At 50.5% G+C, this 19,858-nt stretch carries 14 protein-coding genes; 2 read left to right on the forward strand and 12 right to left on the reverse strand.

Annotated features, from left to right (window positions below; translation table 11 throughout):
• The first annotated feature begins 59 nt into the window (after positions 1 to 59).
• On the forward strand, positions 60 to 2,510 hold the full coding sequence (locus HF324_RS04860; RefSeq protein WP_258539425.1) for a TonB-dependent receptor: 2,451 nt from the start codon (positions 60 to 62) through the stop codon (positions 2,508 to 2,510).
• Positions 2,511 to 2,571: 61 nt separating this feature from the next.
• Here HF324_RS04860 and HF324_RS04865 read toward each other — a convergent pair whose 3' ends face one another.
• From HF324_RS04865 to HF324_RS04895, 7 genes are all read right to left on the reverse strand, one after another.
• The gene (locus HF324_RS04865; RefSeq protein ID WP_168810025.1) at positions 2,572 to 3,009 is read right to left on the reverse strand and encodes a hypothetical protein; all 438 of its coding nucleotides are present in this window, start codon (positions 3,007 to 3,009) and stop codon (positions 2,572 to 2,574) included.
• A gap of 26 nt (positions 3,010 to 3,035) precedes the next feature.
• Positions 3,036 to 3,479: a DUF5991 domain-containing protein gene (locus HF324_RS04870; RefSeq protein WP_168862040.1), complete on the reverse strand. Its 444-nt coding sequence runs from the start codon at positions 3,477 to 3,479 to the stop codon at positions 3,036 to 3,038.
• The gene (locus tag HF324_RS04875; protein ID WP_168862041.1) at positions 3,469 to 6,630 is read right to left on the reverse strand and encodes a peptidoglycan DD-metalloendopeptidase family protein; all 3,162 of its coding nucleotides are present in this window, start codon (positions 6,628 to 6,630) and stop codon (positions 3,469 to 3,471) included. Before HF324_RS04875 ends, HF324_RS04870 begins: the two co-directional genes overlap by 11 nt.
• Before the next feature lies 1 nt (position 6,631).
• A complete protein-coding gene (locus HF324_RS04880; RefSeq protein WP_168862042.1) occupies positions 6,632 to 8,416 on the reverse strand; it encodes a type VI secretion system Vgr family protein in 1,785 nt (594 codons plus the stop codon).
• A gap of 41 nt (positions 8,417 to 8,457) precedes the next feature.
• On the reverse strand, positions 8,458 to 8,850 hold the full coding sequence (tssD, locus tag HF324_RS04885) for a type VI secretion system tube protein TssD (protein ID WP_168810032.1): 393 nt from the start codon (positions 8,848 to 8,850) through the stop codon (positions 8,458 to 8,460).
• Positions 8,851 to 9,291: 441 nt separating this feature from the next.
• Complete coding sequence (locus HF324_RS04890) at positions 9,292 to 9,726, reverse strand: DUF983 domain-containing protein (RefSeq protein WP_168810034.1); 435 nt, start codon at positions 9,724 to 9,726, stop codon at positions 9,292 to 9,294.
• A 43-nt stretch (positions 9,727 to 9,769) separates the two neighbouring features.
• Positions 9,770 to 11,548 (reverse strand): ABC transporter ATP-binding protein, encoded by a 1,779-nt coding sequence (locus tag HF324_RS04895; RefSeq protein WP_168862043.1) that lies wholly within the window; start codon positions 11,546 to 11,548, stop codon positions 9,770 to 9,772.
• A gap of 153 nt (positions 11,549 to 11,701) precedes the next feature.
• Between HF324_RS04895 and fusA2 the strand changes: the two genes are divergently transcribed.
• A complete protein-coding gene (gene fusA2 / locus HF324_RS04900) occupies positions 11,702 to 13,828 on the forward strand; it encodes an elongation factor G2 (RefSeq protein ID WP_168810038.1) in 2,127 nt (708 codons plus the stop codon).
• A 36-nt stretch (positions 13,829 to 13,864) separates the two neighbouring features.
• Here the strand turns inward: fusA2 and HF324_RS04905 are convergent, their stop codons facing one another.
• The 5 genes from HF324_RS04905 to ubiE all read right to left on the reverse strand — a co-directional run bounded on the left by HF324_RS04905 (position 13,865) and on the right by ubiE (position 19,802).
• Entirely contained in the window at positions 13,865 to 15,394 is a 1,530-nt protein-coding gene (locus HF324_RS04905) for a YifB family Mg chelatase-like AAA ATPase (RefSeq protein WP_168810040.1), read from the reverse strand.
• A 95-nt stretch (positions 15,395 to 15,489) separates the two neighbouring features.
• Positions 15,490 to 16,818: a MutS-related protein gene (locus HF324_RS04910; RefSeq protein WP_168862044.1), complete on the reverse strand. Its 1,329-nt coding sequence runs from the start codon at positions 16,816 to 16,818 to the stop codon at positions 15,490 to 15,492.
• A gap of 172 nt (positions 16,819 to 16,990) precedes the next feature.
• A complete protein-coding gene (locus HF324_RS04915) occupies positions 16,991 to 18,334 on the reverse strand; it encodes a dihydroorotase (RefSeq protein WP_168810044.1) in 1,344 nt (447 codons plus the stop codon).
• 47 nt (positions 18,335 to 18,381) lie between these two features.
• The gene (porT, locus tag HF324_RS04920) at positions 18,382 to 19,083 is read right to left on the reverse strand and encodes a type IX secretion/gliding motility protein PorT/SprT (RefSeq protein ID WP_168810046.1); all 702 of its coding nucleotides are present in this window, start codon (positions 19,081 to 19,083) and stop codon (positions 18,382 to 18,384) included.
• Entirely contained in the window at positions 19,056 to 19,802 is a 747-nt protein-coding gene (ubiE, locus tag HF324_RS04925) for a bifunctional demethylmenaquinone methyltransferase/2-methoxy-6-polyprenyl-1,4-benzoquinol methylase UbiE (protein ID WP_168810048.1), read from the reverse strand. Before ubiE ends, porT begins: the two co-directional genes overlap by 28 nt.
• Positions 19,803 to 19,858: the final 56 nt, after the last annotated feature.

The raw sequence follows: 19,858 nt of genomic DNA on the forward strand, positions 1-19,858 counted from the left end.
TCATCCGGCAATAACCGGTTGTTGGTATTCACTGTTTTATTATTTTTTATTACTTACGTATGCATTATTTGCGTGTATTTATACTCGGATTAATGGGGGCGTTGCTGTTGCTGCAACCTGCCGCCTATGCCATCACTCCCGAAGACGGCACTTTCTCCAATGTGCTCACCGGGAAAGTGACTGATAAAGTTACTCATACTGTCATCCCCGGTGCTACGGTGTATCTGCCGGACCTGCATGTAGGCGCTGCTGCCGACGCACAGGGCAATTATACCATCAAAAATCTGCCGAAAGGAAAATATATTGTGGAAGTACACTCCATGGGCTATGCTGCCTATACAGAGACCGTGAACGTCAACGGTACTACCACCAGGGATTTTGAGCTGACAGAAACTTTGATCGAAAAAAATGAAGTGGTGATCACCGGCGCTAACCTGGCCACTTCCATGAAAAAGACACCTACGCCCATCAGCATCATCCGCCGGGACGTGCTGGACCAGAGCATTTCCACCAACATCATCGATGCGATTGCCAAAGTGCCCGGCGTAAGCCAGCTCTCTACCGGTCCGGCTATCTCCAAGCCTTTCATCCGTGGCCTCGGTTACAACCGCGTGGTGGTTGTCAGCGATGGCACCCGCCAGGAAGGCCAGCAATGGGGCGATGAACACGGTATCGAAGTAGATGATTACAACGTCAGCAAAATAGAAATACTGAAAGGCCCCGCCTCTCTCGTATATGGTTCCGACGCGCTCGCCGGTGTGGTAAACATCGTTCCGCCGGCTCCACTGCCGCAAGGCAAGATAAAAGGAAACGTGGAAGCCAACTATCAGACCAACAACGGGCTGATGGCCTACCATGCTGATATCGCCGGTAATAACAACGGCTTCAGCTGGGGCGCCTACATTACCCAGAAACAGGCGCACGACTATAAAAATAAATACGACGGGTATGTGTTCAACTCCCGTTTCAACAACACTAACTACGGCGCTAACATCGGTATCAACAAACAATGGGGGTTCTCCCGCCTGAGCTTCACTTCCTTTAACCAGCATCTCGGCCTGGTAGAAGGCGAGCGTAATGAAGAAGGTCGCTTCATCAAACCCATTAATGATAACGGTAATGCCGAAGAGGTACCTGTTACTGACAGCGATAACAAGTCGTACAGCATGGCGGTGCCCAAACAACAGATCAACCACCAGAAGCTGGTATGGGACAATAGCCTGTACCTGCATAACGGCGGCCGCATCGGATTGACGCTGGGCTATCAGTGGAATAACCGTCGTGAATTCGGCGATCCGCTGCACCCGGACGAACCGGAACTCTGGCTGAAGCTGCAGACCTTCAACTACGCTGCCAAATATTATCTCCCCGAAATGAACGGCTGGCAGACAACAGTGGGCGTTAACGGTATGCAACAGAAAAATGAAATCTCAGGAGAAGAGTTCCTCATCCCCGCCTACAACCTGTTTGATATCGGCGCTTTTGCAGTTACAAGCAAAACTTTCAATAGGCTCACCCTCAGCGGTGGCGTACGTTTCGACAGCCGCTCCCTGCGCTCTAAATCGCTCCATCTCGATGCTGACGGTAAACCTGCAACATCCGGAGAGGCTAAGTTTGATGCCTTCAACCGCAATTTCTCCAATGTGTCCGGTAGCGTAGGACTCAGCTATGAAGCCAGCGACCGGGTGGTGCTGAAACTGAACGCGGCCCGTGGCTTCCGTGCTCCCAATATCTCCGAGCTGGCCGCCAACGGTGTGCACGAGGGCACCATCAAATATGAATATGGCAACCAGGAGCTGAAACCTGAAGTGAGCACACAGATCGATGGAGGTATTGAGTTCAATACCCAGCACGTTTCACTGTCGGCTAACGTGTTCTATAATCACATCAACAACTTCATCTTCTCCCGTAAGCTGGTAAATGCTGCCGGTACGGACTCTATTCCTGCAGATGATAACGCCGAAGGGTTCGCTGCCTTCAAATATCAACAGGCCAACGCCAACCTGTATGGCGGTGAGCTGATGCTGGATATACACCCGCACCCCATCGACTGGCTGCACTTTGAGAATACGCTTTCATACGTGAGAGGTACCGCGCTCAATGCTACCGATTCCACTAAAAACCTGCCTAATATCCCGGCTGCCAGATGGCTGTCCGAGCTGAAAGGCAAGTTCAAAAAAGTGGGCGGTCCACTGCGGAATGCCTATGTAGGGGTACAGATGGATATGAATTTTTCCCAAAACGATGTGTTCTCGGCCTATCAGACCGAAACATCAACAGGAAGCTATACGCTGCTGAATGCAGGTCTGGGGTCAGAGTTCGTGAACAAACATAACAGGACCCTGTTCTCCCTGCACTTCGCCGTGAACAACATCGGCGACGTTGCCTACCAGAATCACCTGAGCCGCTTGAAATATGCACCCGTGAATGAGGTGACTGGCCGCAACGGGGTCTTTAACGTAGGTCGTAATTTTAGTGTTAAACTGGCTATCCCTATTGATTTTAAATAGGTTTTGTCCGGATTATTCAGTCATAGAAGGCTGGCCTGCGGGCCGGCCTTTCTTTTGTCAGCTACTGCCGGGCTGTCGTGTCTTTCGTTTTCGTATAGGTGGCCTTGTTATCTTTTATTTTGAATCGGAAAGCATCCTGCCGGATGTTAAACGTAATAACAGTATCTTTTCCGCTAATGGTCATATAAGGCGTTGGCAGTGTCTTCTCTGCCGCATCTGTCGCACGGATATAGTTGACCAGCCTTTTTGCGTCTTTTTTGATACTGATCGTTTGTGATGCATCGGCTGTCTGTTCAAACGACACCGTGATACCGGACAGCGCATAGGAAGCACTGCTGCTGTCAGGATGCCCCGACTGCAGTTTAAACGCCACCGGTTTACCGGCTTTGGATGAAAAGATAGCGCCAATGCCACGGTTGCCCGGCTGCTCCGACTGATTACAGGCCACTAACGATAATACCAGTACAGAAAACGATAAAAGGATAATAGCTTTATTCACAATTCAAGGTTAATTTGAATATAAAGCTATTGAATTTTTTCGCTTTCCGGGGTATGTTTTACCAGATAGGTTTTCGTCGTGTCCTCCAGAATAGCACTGGAAATGATGTAATAGTTGGTGTCTTTTCTGAAGATTTTGAAGAGGGGAACCTCAGGGTTCCAATACTGCTCTATACCCCGTGTATCGTAGCAAAAGTAACCCAGCAAGGTGTCTTTGCTGGTTCGAAGTGCACATTGTGCGTTAAATGCATATTGGATGCCATCAGCTTTGAAGAGGCAGCTGTCTTTATTAGCATCAATTTCGTAAATAGTACCAACCTCCAATCCGTTCATAATTTCGTCAGTTGACACACTCCATTCATAATGCCCAGACCAGAATTCTTTATCAGAAACTTGCGAACTATTACACCCTTGAATAAATAGGTTAATAAGAGGTAATACGATAAAATACCTGTGATGGTTATTTTGCATATTGGTTGTCTTTACTAGGGTTGATAATTTGCTCATTATTTAACTCTGTAATGATTTCAAATGGATTTAATCTGCCGTCAAAACCTCGGCCAACAGGGTCTGTTGTTCTGATCTCAAAATGTAAGTGTTCTTGTTCTGGTTTCATTCCAGCTGCATTGCCAGTCTTTCCTGAGTAGCCAATTACCTCTCCTGCTGCTACTTCGCTGCCTATATCCCGAAAGGATTGCGCTTGTAGATGCGCGTAGAAAAAGTAATAGTTCTGATCTTCATAATCGCCATTTAGGATTACAACGTGACCATATGAGCTTGAATGATAAGATGCTGTTATAGTTCCCTTAACGCAAGCATATATTGGACTTCCAACAGGAGCGTAAAAATCTAATCCCTGATGCTTGCCGCTTTTTCTGCCTTCAATTATTCCATATTTACTTCTAGAAGGAGCCCAGCAGTCATACCATCCCCGAAGCTGCAACTTATTTGTGGGGTGGTGCCATTTATTACTTTGATTGGGTGAGTTTGGAATCAAGAGTGGACAGCTCTTACTACATACGTTTTTGTAGTTTATTCCTTCTGTAAACTTTTTATGTATTATTACACTAACCTCTTTTTTAGTGATTTGTGTATCTCCGTTGGTGTCCAGCCCACTATTTTTTTGATACCAACTTTTTTTAAACCTTTGGTCTAACTCCTCACTAAAGACCACATAATCCTCCCGTTTTCCTACACCATCCGGTTTAAGAATAGTCATGTAAAAATCTTCCAGCGAATTCAACCTCCCTTTGAACTCCCGGAGATAATGATAAACATAGTCCAACTGTTCTTCGGCTGACATATGTGCCAGTTTTTTCTTTGTAATACCAAGCTTCCACCGGCTGTTCATCTGATTGATTCCTTTCTGCGTAAACTGCACCAACCCCACCGCATGCCTCCCCAACACTCCCTCCGTCAATTTCTCCACTGCCGGCGTATTCCACGGTTTGTGTCCACTCAACAAATGCGGTAAAAACGACGCTCCGGTCTCAAACGCCATGCACGTCATCAGGTGATTAGGATCTGCGTGAAGCTTTTTCGCGATGCTGATCACTTTTTTCCGAAACGCGCAGCTCACTTTACTGCCCCATACCAGCGACTGACAGGCTGCTTGTTCAGATGGAAGATTGACCCGCTCTATGACGGCAGTGGACCGCGCTTTTGTAGCGGGTGACAGCCGGAGCTGCTGGCCCGGGTATACCAGTAATTGTTGTGAATAAACGGCGTTATGCCCGGGAAGCGTTATCAACGCATAGATCAGGCTCACAGCTGACAATGATTCCAGCGGAACGGGAAGTAGTGCCGTCCCTGTTTTGTCGATCACTACCTGCTGTGTGCTAATGGTGGCATCTTTTTCCAGCAGCGGCTTCATGGCGGCTACGGGGTATGGTGTGAGCGGCCGCTGTAGCGGCGGGGAGCCGTTGCGTCGCAGGATGGTGACGCGCAGCTGTTGACCGGTGAGGTTGACGGCGTATATTTTCAACGCTATCTGTTGCTGATGGTCGGTGATAAAATACATCCGCTGTTCCTGTGGATCGGTGAAGCAGGCTTTCACGATGCAGGGCTTGCGATGCAATAACAACCGGGGATGTGCCTGTTGCCCGATGGGGATGCTGTCTGTCGGGTGTAGCCGGAAGTCGAGTTGAAGCTGTCCGTTGTCCCATCCTGCCGGAAGCCGGAGGCTGCTGATGGACAACGGGTACGACACTTTGGCTTCCTGCTGTACCTGTAACGAACGGGAATGCACCAACGTACTGTGAAGCGCTTGCCGGGCGTATATCTCCAGTAATACTTTTCTTTTTTCAAGGCCGCTGTGTTCAAAATATAAACAAACATCCTGGTCATATCCGGCCTGGCGGATGATATACCCGTTGGGTGTCGTCCACTGTGCAGCGGACACGGTCGCGTTTTTTACTTCAAAGCGCAGCGCTGCTTCCTGTTGCAGATCGTAGAGATATGCGTACAGCGTATAATGCCCGCAATGGGTAAACAGATGCCGGAAAGTGGTTTCCCCCGCACAATGCGTGCTTTCCGGACCTTCGAGTTTCCAGTGTAACTTGAGTTGTTCTCTGGGGGTAATATCGGGAAACATTGTTTCGGCAATACTGAATGTCACAACGGCGCCGCTGACAGGGGTACGGTCTGCGTGAATATGCCGTATCCGGTTGTTGCAGATGGTGACCGATTGTTGCCATACTTCGTCACCGGTGGCGGCACGGACAATATACTGACCGGTTTGCTCAAACGTATATTCAATTTCGGGCCCTGTGTGCCGGGTCCCGCTGCGAATCCCTTTTTCATCTGTCCGGTCCCAACGGAAGCTGTCGGCAGCTTCGGCTTCTGCCACGGTAAAACGAATACGTTCTCCGGGTCTTGCAGTACGCGATGAGCAAATGATACCGGTGGGCGCGACTTGTATCGTTTGCGTCAGCAGTATGTCTGAGTCTTCTCCGCCATAAACGCGCAGGGTGTACTGTCCGTCGTGCATAAAGCGATGAGGAAAAAACTTCTCGCCATGCAGCGAAGCCTCCTGCACGCCCTGGTCATTTTCAAGCACCCAGTGTAACACGCTGATGTCTGCGTCAGCGGGAGGACGGTCGAAGAGCGCTTCCCAGGAGCCATTATGCAGCTGGCGGATTTTTGCCGGCCCTTTGATACGGACGATGCGGGGAGTGGACGGAGAAAAGTTGATCGACAGTTTATCTGCCGGCGGCTGATTGTCGGCGCTGAACAGGCCGGGGGAATCGGCCGCACCGGTGGGAAGTTGTCCATGTGTCAGGAAATGCAACCGGCCTCCCCGGAGACATTGCGCCGTTGCATTATCCGGCAGGGGATAGGCGCCGTTGGCCAGCGCAATACGCTGTTGCCCCGCTGGTATCTGCCATAACAGCTGTGGCATGCAGGGTGCTGGCTGTCCGCCGGCGAGACAGCTGCTGAAATGCAACGCACGGTAATCATTCTCCCGCGTGGTCACGACGGGTTTGTCGGTGCCTCCGCTGCTGTGAACATAATACCGGTGATGTGATACCACTTTTACGGGCGCCGGCGCTGCGGCTTTATCGCAGCTGCAAAGGGCGCCTTCACATACCAGGTGTCTGGCCGTACTACAGGATGGTATCATATCAGGACAATTTTATTTTTTCAACACTGTTAATAGCAATCGTCCCTGCCGACATCAGCGTCAGGTCTTGCCGGATACTGTTAAGCAGGATGCTTTCTGCCTGCTCTTCCAGCTTGCGGGAGGTGCGGGTAAAAGTATCCTGTGCCTGTTGTACGATATGTGTAGCCAGAACGGTATGATGATTACCGGCATACAGGCTGATATTTTCGCCGGCGCCCTGTGTGAGATTACCGCCTGCATGCATGTCCAGCTGGTCCGCTGCCTCGATGCTGATATGATTGGCTTTCAGCAGCAGCTGCCCCGGTGAGGCGATGGTAATATTACCATGATGAGTGTCCAGCTGTATCATGTTGCCGTTACGGTCATGGATCTGCAGTTGTTCTGCGCCATTGCTGTCATCCAGCTGTATGGTATGCCCGCTGCGCGTTTTAATGACCTTCAGGTTGTTCCCGGCGTCGCTGAATTTCGTATTGTCTTTACCGTTATAGGCCGTGCCCACGGCAAAAGGCCGCTCCGGGTTGCCGCCTTCAAAATCCACCCACACTTCTTCTCCTTTTTCGGGTATAAAATGGAACCCTTTGCCAGCGCCGCCGTGCGGTGTTATCAGGCGTATCCACGGAGAACTGCCTTGTTGCTGCCAGTGGTAACGTATCCGGATGCGCCCCATTCCTTCAGGGTCATGATTGTCGGTTACAATAGCGCTCTGTGCTTCGCACAGCGGCGCTATGCCGCTATGACCGGAAGGAATGCAGCAATCGGTAGGCGTACAGGTAAACTGGTTGTAATACGCGCCGTCTCCCTGGCAGTGGTGGTCAATACGGGTAACGGTAAAAGTGCCTTCAAGGTCCGGCGATGCAAGCGAGGCGGCGGCTTCAATGATATCGCCCACCCTGATGCCTGGATGCTCGCTGCGCCCGGTAAGCTGCACAGACGCTGCCAGCTGCCGCCTTTCGTGCAGCTGTGCCTGTAAGGCAATACCCGCCAGCTGCCGGGACGTCGCCCTGTCAAAACCTTCTTCATGATACAGCTGGCGGCTGGCCTGCCTCGCACGGGCGGTGAGCGGCCCTGTGCCGGAAGTGCCTGCCAGCGGCGAAGCGCTGCTGACAGCTGTCCCTGTCTCATAGTCATAAGTGGTAAAGCGCCGGTCCCCGGATGTCAGTTGCAGCCCTATATCAAAATGTACCAGCTCTCCCGGATGGGACAGGACGATTTTAGCGGGCGCATAAGCCCCGAAGATCATCTGCTGGCCGTTGTAGAAATACCATTCTCCGAAGCGGGCGGCCAGCCGCTGCAGGAAAGCAAAGTTGCTTTCCCTGTATTGGACCAGGTAAGCGTGATGGGAAAGATTGCCCGGTGCTATCTGCAAATCGATATGCGCCGCTGCCGCCTTCAGGCAGTGACGCGCAATATGCGCCAGCGTCTGCGCTTCATATACCCGTAACTGTGGGGCCCCGTCCAGCACAATACCCGGATCGGTACCTTTCAGCACGCAAAAACCCTGCGTGGCATCGCCTTTCTTCCCGGTATGAATGGCGGTGATCAATCCCTTAAAATGAAGGGTCCCTGTCTGCAATACGCCGGCGGCAGATACTTCCACCCATATCTCCTTCCCCAACAGGTCCTGCCCGTTGCCTGAAATCTCCGGCCACAGGCTGGTCAGCCACCCCTGGTCAATATGTATCTCAAAAGTATGATGTCCGTCTATCCGCTGCTGTATCAGCAACTCCCGGAAATGAGGAAAGGTTTTTCCGTCTATGGTTATTCTGGTGCACGTATTTAAGGGCATAAACAATCGGTTTTTCGGGTTAACTGTTATGTATATACGAATTATGAACGGGGCCAGGGATTATGATAAACACTCTGGTTCAACGCCAGCTCCCGGGCGGACAATTTTAACCGTACCTGCATAGGGCTCGGCCCGCCGGCGTCAAAATGTTCTCCGTACCGGACACAATACGCATCGGAAAACCGCAGCTCTTTCATGCGCGACATCACATCCCGCCGCCAGAAAGTAATAGTACCGCTCTTAGTGCCGGTATTGGAAATCATCCAGTCGAAAAGCCGGCTGCTGCCGTCTGACTCGATAACAATACGGATAGTGCCCCCTCGGGGCCGGTGGGAAGGCTTGCCGGTTTCGTCCGTTTCCTGTGAAAAGGTAAAATGACATTCCAGCACATTCATGGTAGCTCCTTCCAACAACAGGGTCGCTTTAAAAGACATATAATTGCTGATTTATTGATGAATAAACAACAAGTATATAAGATGAAGACTGGTAGCGGGTTTGATAGGAGTTTCCTAAGGAAATGGGGCAGCTGCGCGAACAGTTTTGATCCGGAAAAACAGATCGTCCCTGTTTATACTGAAGTTACAAATATTCTGTTTACAGAACATTTTCAGCGACGTTTTTTTTCTGTTCATCGCAGAAGATTTACCATTTATATAAAATTATAGCATTTGTGTTGGGGGATTTTGTAGCTTCGCCTTGCTTTGTAAGATGTGAGATTGATCTTCCCGCCCTGGAGGCTAAGCAGTTTTCCCTCTGGTTATTTTATTATTGGTTTTTGCTGGTAAAGATTTTCTGACCACCATTGGTTCAGATTTTGGTTGAAAAAGAAAGGGGCTGTTTTCACAGCCCCATATTTTTTCAATGATAATCATTTCTTAATGATGATGTTGCCGCTCCGGCGCCTTTATCCCCGCTGTACTTTCGTCATAATACACAAAAAAATACAGGTAGATAACCCTCGAAATACGCATCAGCCAGGGCTGTATCAATACCAGCAAAACGCCGTTGACGGCCAGCCAGATGAAAATACTGTTGTCTCTCCACGTAATACCGAAAAACAAGGCATACCAGATAAGATTGAACACACTGAACGCCACCGAAAGCGCGTAACTCACATAACCTGTCCCAAACCAGAAACCCGTCTCCAGCTCAAACTTCTGGCCACATACAGGGCAATTGTCGTACATGTTGAAAATCCCGGAGAAACTAAGGTGAAACGGATTCTTGTCTTTGTACATATCTCCTCTCCGGCATTTGGGACATTTCATCGTTAACAGGCTGACGAAATAGTTCGGGCGTTTGTGTTCCATATTTTTTACACTGATTCAGTGCAAAAATAAGTTTTTTAATTCACTAGACGGTCTCCAGCTTGCGCTCGCCTATCTGCTGACGCCACATGGCATAATATAACCCCTTCTCTTCCAGCAGTTCTTCGTGCCTGCCCGTTTCTACGATATGCCCTTTTTCAAGCACGTAAATACGGTCTGCGTGCATGATCGTGCTCAACCGGTGGGCGATCATCACCGTGATATGCTGCTTGCTGGCGGTCACCTGGCGCACCGTTTTGGTGATCTCCTCTTCGGTAATGGAATCCAGCGCGGACGTAGCTTCGTCAAATACCAGTAAACGAGGCTTACGTAATAACGCCCGGGCAATGGACAACCGCTGCTTTTCCCCTCCGGAGATCTTAATGCCCCCTTCGCCGATCACCGTCTCCAGCCCTTTGTCAGCCCGCGCCAGCAGCGAATAACAGGCTGCCTTGCTCAGGGCGTCCATAATCTCTGCGTCTGATGCGCCCGGGTTCACGAACAACAGGTTCTCCCGGATAGTGCCGGCAAACAACTGCGTGTCCTGCGTTACAAAGCCTACCTGGTGCCGCAGATCGTCCATGTCGGCTTCATTGGCATCTACGCCATTGTACAGGATATGCCCTTCATTGGGTTTGTACAGCCCTACCAGCAGCTTTACCAGCGTGGTTTTACCGGAACCGGAAGGGCCTACGAAAGCGATGGTCTCCCCCAGCTGCGCGGAAAAGCTCACCTGGTCCAGCGCCTTGGTGGCGGCTGTCAGATGCTTGAAGCCCACCTGCCGGAAAGTAAGATCGTCAATGTGATTGATCTTCACAGGGTGCGCCGGCGTCTCTTCCACAGGCGTATTCAGAATACCCTGGAAGTTCAGCAGCGATACCTGCGCCTCCCTGTAGTTAAGGATAATATTGCCCAGCTCCTGCAATGGTCCGAAAATAAAGAAGGAATACAGCTGAAGCGTCATCAGCTGCCCGATGGACACATAATCACGATAGATGTAAAACAACAGCAAAAACAGGATGCTTTGCCGCATCAGGTTCACAAAAGTACCCTGTACAAAGCTGATACTGCGGATGCTGCGTACTTTCTTCAGCTCCAGCATCAATATCTTGATGGTGGTGCTGTTCAGCCGGCGGATCTCCTGGTGGGTAAGCCCCAGGCTCTTCACCAGCTCAATGTTGCGCAACGATTCGGTAGTAGAACCAGCCAAAGCGGTAGTCTCCTTCACGATCGTTTTCTGGATCACCTTGATCTTACGGCTCAGCACACTCATCAGGATGGCGAGCAACACACAGCCGATCAGATACACAAACGGCAGGGTCCAGTGTACCATGGTGGCATAAACCATCACAAACACCACACCGATCATCGATACAAACAATACGTTCACAAACGAAGTAATGAACTTCTCACAGTCTGTCCGCACCTTTTGCAGGATAGCCAGCGTTTCGCCGCTGCGCTGGTCTTCAAACTGCTGATAAGGCAGCCGCAGCGAGTGTTTCAGACCGTCGGTATACACCTGGGCGCCGAATTTCTGTACGATCACATTCACAAAATAGTCCTGGAACGCCTTCGCGATCCGCGATACCATGGCTACGCCGATAGCAGCGGCAATCAGCCACAGCACACCGGATAAATACTGCCCCTCCGGCCGCGGAATACCCCCTCCCTTTATAGTGGTGTGCGGATGGGAGGCGAACCGGTCAATGATCCACCCGAATATCATCGGGTCCAATAACGAAAAAAGCTGGTTGATACTTGCCAGCGCCATAGCCAATACTACGAGCCATTTATATTTCTTCAGATAATGTAGCAACAGTTTCATAATATGTTCTTTACAGGTGCACAAAGTTACTGCATGTTGCAACATATTACAGGTAATCAAAAGGTCATTTTTTGACCAAAAATCAGTAACTTAATAGTAATAGCTCTTTGTTTGGCAACGGTGATAATCGATTACCTGATTAAATCTCCACATATGAAAACGTATGATGAAAAACATATCAAAAACATCGTACTGTTGGGCGCTCCCAAAAGCGGCAAAACCACCCTCTCCGAAACAATGCTGTTTGAAGCCGGTATCATCAGCAAACGCGGAACAGTAGAAGAGAACAATACTATCTCGGATTACCATGAAATTGAACACGAACGCGGTAACTCTGTCTATGCCACCACAATGCACTCCGAATGGAAAGACTACAAAATCAATATCATAGACACCCCCGGCCTGGAAGACTTTATCGGCGAAGTAATCGCCTCCATCCGTGTATGCGACACCGCAGTACTCCTCTTCAACGCCCAGTACGGCGTGGAAGTGGGGACTGAACTGATCTGGGATTACGTGGATAAATACCGGAAACCCACCATCCTGGCAGTCAACCAGCTGGACACGGAACAGGCCAACTTCAACAAAACCGTGGAAGACGCCACCCGTATCCTGGGCAACGCTGTTACTGTCATGCAGTACCCGGTCAACCAGGGCCCCGGCTTCAACGCCATCATCGACCTGCTCAAAATGACCCTCTACCGCTTCCCGGAAAAAGGCGGCAAACCGGAAAAACTCCCCATCCCCGACAGCGAAAAGGAAAGAGCGGAAGCACTCCACAACGCACTGGTGGAAAAAGCAGCGGAAAACGATGACACCCTCATGGAACAATATTTCGAAAAAGGCAGCCTCGATGAAGATGAACTGCGCCAGGGCATCAAAATCGGTATGCTCAAACACCAGGTCTTCCCCGTTTTCTGCCTTTCGGCCAAAAATGATATGGGCAGCGGCCGCCTCATGGGCTTCATCGATAATGTAGCTCCCGCCGCCGCAGAAATGCCCGCGGAAATGACGAGCGACGGCAGGGAAGTTCCCTGCGACCCCGCCGGCCCCCCCTGCCTCTTCATCTTTAAAACACTGCAGGAGCCACATGTCGGACGCCTCTCTTTCTTTAAAGTGATGTCCGGCGAAATAAAACCAGGCATAGAGCTGTTCAACGAGGAAACCAACAACACCGAACGCATCAGCCAGATATTCATCGCCGACGGCAAAAACCGCAACAACATCGAAACCCTCAAAGCCGGCGACATTGGTTGTACCCTCAAACTGAAAAATACCTTCACCAACCAGACCCTCTCCGATAAAAACAAAGCCATACAGATAGATCCCATCCAGTTCCCCACCCCTAAAGTCCGTGTAGCCATAGAGGCTAAAAACAAAGCAGACGACGAAAAACTCAGTGAAGTGCTGGCGGAATTACACATGGAAGATCCCACCCTGCTGGTGGAGTTCAACAGGGAACTGAAACAGGTGATCCTCCACGGCCAGGGCGACCTGCACCTGCTGGTGACCAAATGGCGCCTGGAGAATATCTACAAAATGCAGGTAGCCTACCTGCCGGCTAAAATACCGTACCGCGAAACCATCCGTAAACCCGCCCTGGCTTCCTACCGGCATAAAAAACAATCCGGCGGCGCCGGCCAGTTCGGGGAAGTATATATGAAAATAGAACCCTGGTTTGAAGGCATGCCTCCCCTGAAAGAATATCCCGTGCGGGAAACGGAAGAAGTACCGCTGCAGTGGGGCGGTAAACTGGTGTTCAATAATTGCATCGTTGGCGGCGCTATCGACAGCCGCTTCCTGCCATCCATCCTGAAAGGAGTCATGGAAAAAATGCAGGAAGGACCGCTCACCGGCTCCTATGTCCGCGACATACGGGTAAGCGTATACGATGGTAAAATGCACCCGGTCGACAGCAACGATATCTCCTTTAAAATAGCAGGTATGATGGCTTTCCGCGAAGCTTTCCACCAGGCGGCCCCGCAACTCCTCGAGCCGGTGTTCGATGTGGAAGCTACCGCGCCCGATACCATGATGGGTGACATCATGAGCGAATTGCAAAGCCGCCGCAGCGTTATAACGGGGATGGATACACTGAACGGGTACCAGGTGATCAAAGCCCGCACGCCGCAGGCGGAACTGGACAAACTGTTCGCCGCATTGCGCAACGTCACACAGGGCAAGGCAAAGATCCATTCGGCATTTGCCGAATATGCGCCCGTGCCCCCGGAAATCCAGAAGAAACTCAGCGATGAATACCTGAAAGAAGAAGTAGTGTGAACGTCCAATTTCGTAATTCGTAATTCGTAATTGATTTCACCTCCAGCCTTCCCTGTCAAGGCTCCTGTATTGTATGGCTTCCGCCATGTGTGCGGTCCCTATACTGTCACTTCCCGCCAGATCGGCAATGGTGCGGCTTACCTTCAGTATCCGGTCGTACGCCCGGGCCGACAGCTTCAGTTGCTGAATAGCATTTTTCAGCAACTGGTGACAATTACCCGGAAGGGTGCAATATTCCCTCAGCTGCTGACTGTTTACCTGCGCATTACAGTAAATACCCGCTATCCCGGCATACCGCGCGGCCTGCACTTCCCTTGCGGCAATCACACGGTCACGTATAAACGCACTTTTCTCTTCTTCCCGGTGCCCGGTCAGATCACTGAAAGATACCGGCGTTACTTCCACATGCAGGTCAATACGGTCCAGCAAAGGCCCGGATACCCTGTTGAGGTATTTTTGTACCATGCCCGGGGAACAGGTACAGGCTTTCTCAGGATGGTTAAAATAACCGCAGGGGCAGGGGTTCATAGAGGCCAGCAACATAAAGCCCGCGGGGAAATCAACGGCGGAGCGGGCCCGTGAAATAGTTACCCGCCGCTCTTCCAGCGGCTGTCGCATCACTTCCAGCACCTGCCGCTTGAACTCTGGCAGTTCATCGAGGAATAAAACACCATGATGCGCCAGCGAAATCTCCCCCGGTTGTGGCTGGCTGCCGCCACCTACCAGCGCAGTATCGCTGATGGTATGATGAGGTGAACGGAAAGGCCGCTTCACTACCAGCGACGCATGCTGCGGCAACTTGCCCGCTACGGAATGGATCTTGGTGGTCTCCAGTGCTTCCTGCAGCGTAAGTGGCGGCAGGATGGTCGGCAGGCGCTGGGCCAGCATGGTCTTTCCTGCCCCGGGAGGCCCGATCAGAATGGCATTATGCCCGCCGGCAGCGGCTATCTCCAGCGCCCGTTTAATGTTGTGTTGTCCTTTTACATCGCTGAAATCAAGATCAAAAGCCGCCTGTGCCCGCTCCGGCGGCGCTGAAGGCACCGGTTTCAGGCTTTGCGGGTGACTGAAAAACTGCATCACTTCCGACAGGTGAGATACGCCGTATACTTCCAGCTGCCCCACCATGGCCGCCTCCCGCGCATTGACCGCTGGCAGTACCAGGCCGCTGAAACCTTCCTGCTGCGCCTGTATGGCCATGGATAAAGCGCCGCGTACAGGCAGTACGCTGCCGTCCAGCGATAACTCCCCCATCAGCAGGTAACGCTCAAACGCATCAGCAGGTATCTTCCCCGATGCACCCAATATCCCGATGGCAATAGGCAGGTCGTAAGCCGCACCAGCCTTGCGGATGGCTGCAGGCGCCATATTGACGACCGTTCTGGTACGCGGCATCCGGAAACCGAGATGACTGATGGCCGACTCAATCCGGCGCTCACTCTCCTTGACAGCGCTGTCCGGCAGCCCGACCATGTAAAAACGGTTCCCCTGCTGTGAAACATTTACTTCTATAGTGATGGTAATGGCATCTACGCCGTGAATGGCGCTGCCGAAGGTTTTAACAATCATATGGCTGTGGGTTAACAGCTGCTAATATAACAAATTACCGGCTTCCCCAGGCTGTTATTACCCGATTGCCACCATGCTCCGGCCTTATCCCCCGGTCAACGGATCTGGTCCAACAGGTCCAGCACTTTTTCCCGCCTGAGGATCAGGTAACCGATTTTCTCTTTGGCGATACCATCTTTCAGTAAATAAGTAAAATGGAGATCGTCATCGATCACTTCAGACTCGAAGTATTTAAACAATATCCTGGATTCATCCCGTAGTTCTTCCACTACTTCATAGAGGTGGGTGGAAAGGATAAAAAGACAGTTGGAACTGCGCAACAGTCCCCGGATAACCGCCAGTGAACAGTTTTTGGCGTCTTCCACATTGGTGCCTTTAAACATTTCGTCGATCAGCACCAGCCAGTTTTTACCATTGTTGATTTGAAGGATGGTATTTTTAATGCGTTGTACTTCGCTGTAGAAATAACTTTCTCCTTTGAAGATATTGTCCTGCACCTGGATATTGCTGACGATACCGTGGAAGAAATTGAGTTCCATTTGCTGTGCGGGCACGCCCATGCCGATATGCGCCATGAAAACGGCGATGCCCACGGCCCTGATAAAAGTAGTTTTACCGGCCATATTGGCGCCGGTCAGAAACATGAAGTGATTGTTTTCATCCAGCGTCACATCATACGCCACAGGGTCCTGTAAGATGATATGATACAGCTGTTGGGCTTTCACAACCGGCCGCGCACTGTTGATAAATACGGGAAATTGCAGCTGGTAGTGTTTTATGGCCTTTGCCATGGCATAATAGGCATCCAGTTGCTGATAGAGGGTCACCAGCTCTTCCACTACTTTTCTGTGTTTTTTCCGGATATAGTTGTCATAACGAAGTATTTCCACAAAATTCATCTTCCCGGCGGCATCCAGTTCCAGTATCTCGTTGAATTCTTTTTTATGCAACAGGTGCTGGGCCCTGTCCAGTAATACTTTCAGAACTTTGGGGGTCTGATCGGAATTGAATACGTCAACAAAAGTGCGGAAACCCCGGAGCAGGTTGACCAGCTGGGTAAACGAAAATTTGATGAAGCCGAAGTCCGGCGCATACAGTGTTTTGTTGATGACAGCCTGAAGCCGCAATGCCAGCCCCTCTGTGTTGGAAATAGGCTCTATCTGGGCTTCCATATAGTTTTCCACCACTACAATGGTACCATTGGAGATGATGGAGGGCCAGCTGCCTTCCAGCTCAAGGATGTACCGGAGGGCTTTCTGCCGTTGTTCGATAGCGGGGATGTCCTGTAAAGGGGAGCTGAAAAGCTGGCGCAGATAGTCTCTTCCGCCTGCAGTGGTGGTGAAGTCCAACCGGTGAAACAAAGAAAACTCCTCATCGCGGTTGAAAATGGAAAGGTCGTAATAGGATGTTTTGTCCAGCTGCATGCAATACTATTTTGGTTAATATATAGGGGAAGATGCAATCATCAGAATTTTCCACACTCCATTTTGATATTTTAAAATTTTGATATTTGGTTATTTGGATATGATCCTAAGGTTGCAAGGCCTCAAAAGATAAGCCAGGCATACTTAGGATCATATCTAAATAACCAGATAGCTAAATTTCAAAATGTAAGCGGTGGCCTTTGGTGGTCTCATTGAACTGACCGTTGGCATAAGCGAGGTGACCGCTGACGAAGGTATGTGTGATGGCAGCCGGGAACGTATGGCCTTCAAACGGGCTCCAGCCGCACTTATAGTAAATATTTTCTTTGGCTACCGGTGTTTTGTCCTGCATGTCCACGATCACGCAGTCGGCAAAGTAGCCCTCCCGCAGGAAGCCTCTTTCTTTGATGCGGAAGCAGATGGCCGGTGCATGGCTCATTTTTTCTGCTACTTTCTCAATGCTGAGCGCGCCTTTTTTCACGTATTCCAGCATCAGCAACAGGCTGTGTTGTACCAGGGGTACGCCTGACGGCGCTTGCTGATAGGGCTGTTGTTTCTCTGTCCAGGTATGTGGTGCGTGGTCGGTGGCGATGATGTCCAGCCGGTCGTCGAGAAGGCCCTGCCACAGTGCGGTTTTGTTTTCCGGTGCTTTAATGGCGGGGTTGCATTTTATCAGGTTGCTGTACAGTTTATAGTCGTCGGAGGTGAAGTGCAGGTGATGCACACATACTTCGGCCGTGATACGTTTCTGCGCCAGCGGCATCATGTTGGTGAACAGTTGCAGCTCTTTGGCGGTGGAGATATGGAGGATATGCAGGCGGGAGTCGTGTTTTTTGGCAAACTGCACGGCTGTCCAGGACGATTCAAAGCAGGCTTCCACACTGCGGATCAGCGGGTGGTCGGCAGCGGTGAGATGATCGCCTTTTTCCTGTTTGAACGCTTCCATATTGGCGCGGATGATTTTTTCATCTTCGCAGTGGGTGGCGATGAGCATTTCCGTTTCGGAGAATATTTTCTCCAGTGTCAGGAAATTATCTACCAGCATATTACCGGTGGACGAGCCCATGAATATTTTAATACCGCATACACGGTCTTTTTTGGCGTTGGTTTTCAGTACTTCTTCCGCATTGTCGTTGGATACGCCCATGAAGAAAGAGTAGTTGGCCAGGGAGTGCTGTTGTGCAATATCGTATTTATCTTCCAGCAGCTCCTGGGTAAGGGCGGCGGGTTTGGTATTGGGCATTTCCATGAAGCTGGTGGTGCCGCCGGCTACGGCAGCGCGGGCTTCGGTGTAAATGGTGGCTTTTTCGGTGAGCCCCGGTTCCCGGAAGTGCACCTGGTCATCGATCACACCGGGCAGGAGGTATTTGCCTTCACCGTTGATTTCTTCGTAATTGCCGCTCACAGTGAGGCTGGGTCCCATTTTGGCGATGCGGCTGTCTTTAATCCATACGTCCTGTACGGTGGTCTTTCCTTCGTTGACCACGGCGATATTCCTGATGAGATATTGTTGCATGGTTACAAAGATAATTCACACCGTGCTTATGAAAAGAAGTAAAATGCTTATCCTTCGAGGTGAATGGAAAATACGATCATCCGGGATTGCAGTTTGTCGATCACATTGGCGTAACGGAGGTTGGGGTCTTTTACCAGCACGTTGCCGAAACCGTTGCTGATCTTGAATTCGGGGGCGAAAATGAAGCTTTCGAAGTAAAACTCGAACCCGGCGCCTGCTTCATAGCCATAATCGCTCTTCTGTATTTTGATCAGGTTCTCCGCCCGGCGGGCCCGTGCGTTGGAAGCCAGGTCGTAATCGTATTTCAGGCCGCCGATCACATATACCCGCATATTACCGATACGGTCTGATTTGAATTTCAGCTGTAGGGGAAAGCTCAGCAGGATGGATTCTATCTTTTTTTCGGTGTTCTCCGGTTTGGGATAGGTATCGCGGTAATAGAGGTTTTTAGAGGCAAAAAGCAGCTGCGGATTGAAACGGAGGTCAAAATGCTCCGACAGACGGGCATTGGCCAGCAATCCGAGGTTAAACCCCATTGTTTTCAGCGGTTCCGCGATCATAGTCGAATCATCGGCCAGGAATGCGGTGGAGTGCTGAAGCTTGAAAAAAGACTGGTTGGCGGCCAGTGTAATGCCGAAATAATAGGGTTTTGCATCGTGGTCTATCATATTCAGGTTGGTCTGTGCTGTTGCCGGCAGCACAAACAGGATCAACAGGGATATCAGCGCGTAGCGCAGTAGATAGAACATATGCCGAAAGTGAGCGTTTTGCATGTAACGGCCGGGAATCCTGTGTTAAGTAATATGGTTCGCATTTCTTCGCCCTGCGGGAACACTTTCACGGATTCTGGCAGATAACTGTAGGCCGCTTTGCTTTTGGCTACAAATTTCCCGATCAGCGGTACGATAAGGCGAAAATACGAATTATATAATTGTTTAATGGGAAAAACTGTTGGGTTCGAAAACTCGAGAATCACCAGTTTTCCGCCTGGTTTCAGTACCCGGCGCATTTCGGCCAACCCTTTTTCGAGGTTTTCGAAATTGCGGACGCCAAAGGCCACTGTTATGGCATCAAACGTCTCGTCCGCGAAACTTATTGTCTCACTATCGCCCAACTGCAGGGTGATTTTATGTTCCAGCCCCAGTTTTTTGATTTTTTCCCGTCCGTGGGACAGCATACCCTCGGAAATGTCGATGCCGGTAATATGCTCGGGATGCAGCTTTTTGTTGGCCATTACAGCAAAATCACCGGTACCAGTGGCCACGTCCAGCATTTTTTTAGGCTGCAGGCTTTTCAGGTATTTCAGGGCCTTACGGCGCCAGATCACGTCAATCCCCAGCGACATAAAATGGTTGAGGAAATCATACCGGTAAGCAATATCATCAAACATGGAGGCTATCTGCTCCTTCTTGCTTAATTTTGACCCTTCAAAGGGTACGATCTTCTGGACGTGTGTATTCGCTGACATGGCCGCAAAGTTAAGTCATCTGAAGGAATGCAAACAGGAAGATGCGGGATTTTTAA

The sequence above is a fragment of the Chitinophaga oryzae genome (assembly GCF_012516375.2).
Taxonomy (GTDB): domain Bacteria; phylum Bacteroidota; class Bacteroidia; order Chitinophagales; family Chitinophagaceae; genus Chitinophaga; species Chitinophaga oryzae.

Excerpts from the sequence above, each read along its gene's own strand:
- fusA2 (WP_168810038.1), top strand. The coding sequence starts at position 11,702 with ATGAAAACGTATGATGAAAAACATATCAAAAACATCGTACTGTTGGGC.
- HF324_RS04860 (WP_258539425.1), top strand. The coding sequence starts at position 60 with ATGCATTATTTGCGTGTATTTATACTCGGATTAATGGGGGCGTTGCTG.
- HF324_RS04875 (WP_168862041.1), bottom strand. The coding sequence starts at position 6,630 with ATGATACCATCCTGTAGTACGGCCAGACACCTGGTATGTGAAGGCGCC.
- HF324_RS04895 (WP_168862043.1), bottom strand. The coding sequence starts at position 11,548 with ATGAAACTGTTGCTACATTATCTGAAGAAATATAAATGGCTCGTAGTA.
- tssD (WP_168810032.1), bottom strand. The coding sequence starts at position 8,850 with ATGTCTTTTAAAGCGACCCTGTTGTTGGAAGGAGCTACCATGAATGTG.
- HF324_RS04890 (WP_168810034.1), bottom strand. The coding sequence starts at position 9,726 with ATGGAACACAAACGCCCGAACTATTTCGTCAGCCTGTTAACGATGAAA.
- HF324_RS04915 (WP_168810044.1), bottom strand. The coding sequence starts at position 18,334 with ATGCAACAATATCTCATCAGGAATATCGCCGTGGTCAACGAAGGAAAG.
- HF324_RS04880 (WP_168862042.1), bottom strand. The coding sequence starts at position 8,416 with ATGCCCTTAAATACGTGCACCAGAATAACCATAGACGGAAAAACCTTT.
- HF324_RS04870 (WP_168862040.1), bottom strand. The coding sequence starts at position 3,479 with ATGCAAAATAACCATCACAGGTATTTTATCGTATTACCTCTTATTAAC.
- HF324_RS04905 (WP_168810040.1), bottom strand. The coding sequence starts at position 15,394 with ATGATTGTTAAAACCTTCGGCAGCGCCATTCACGGCGTAGATGCCATT.
- ubiE (WP_168810048.1), bottom strand. The coding sequence starts at position 19,802 with ATGTCAGCGAATACACACGTCCAGAAGATCGTACCCTTTGAAGGGTCA.
- HF324_RS04910 (WP_168862044.1), bottom strand. The coding sequence starts at position 16,818 with ATGCAGCTGGACAAAACATCCTATTACGACCTTTCCATTTTCAACCGC.
- porT (WP_168810046.1), bottom strand. The coding sequence starts at position 19,083 with ATGTTCTATCTACTGCGCTACGCGCTGATATCCCTGTTGATCCTGTTT.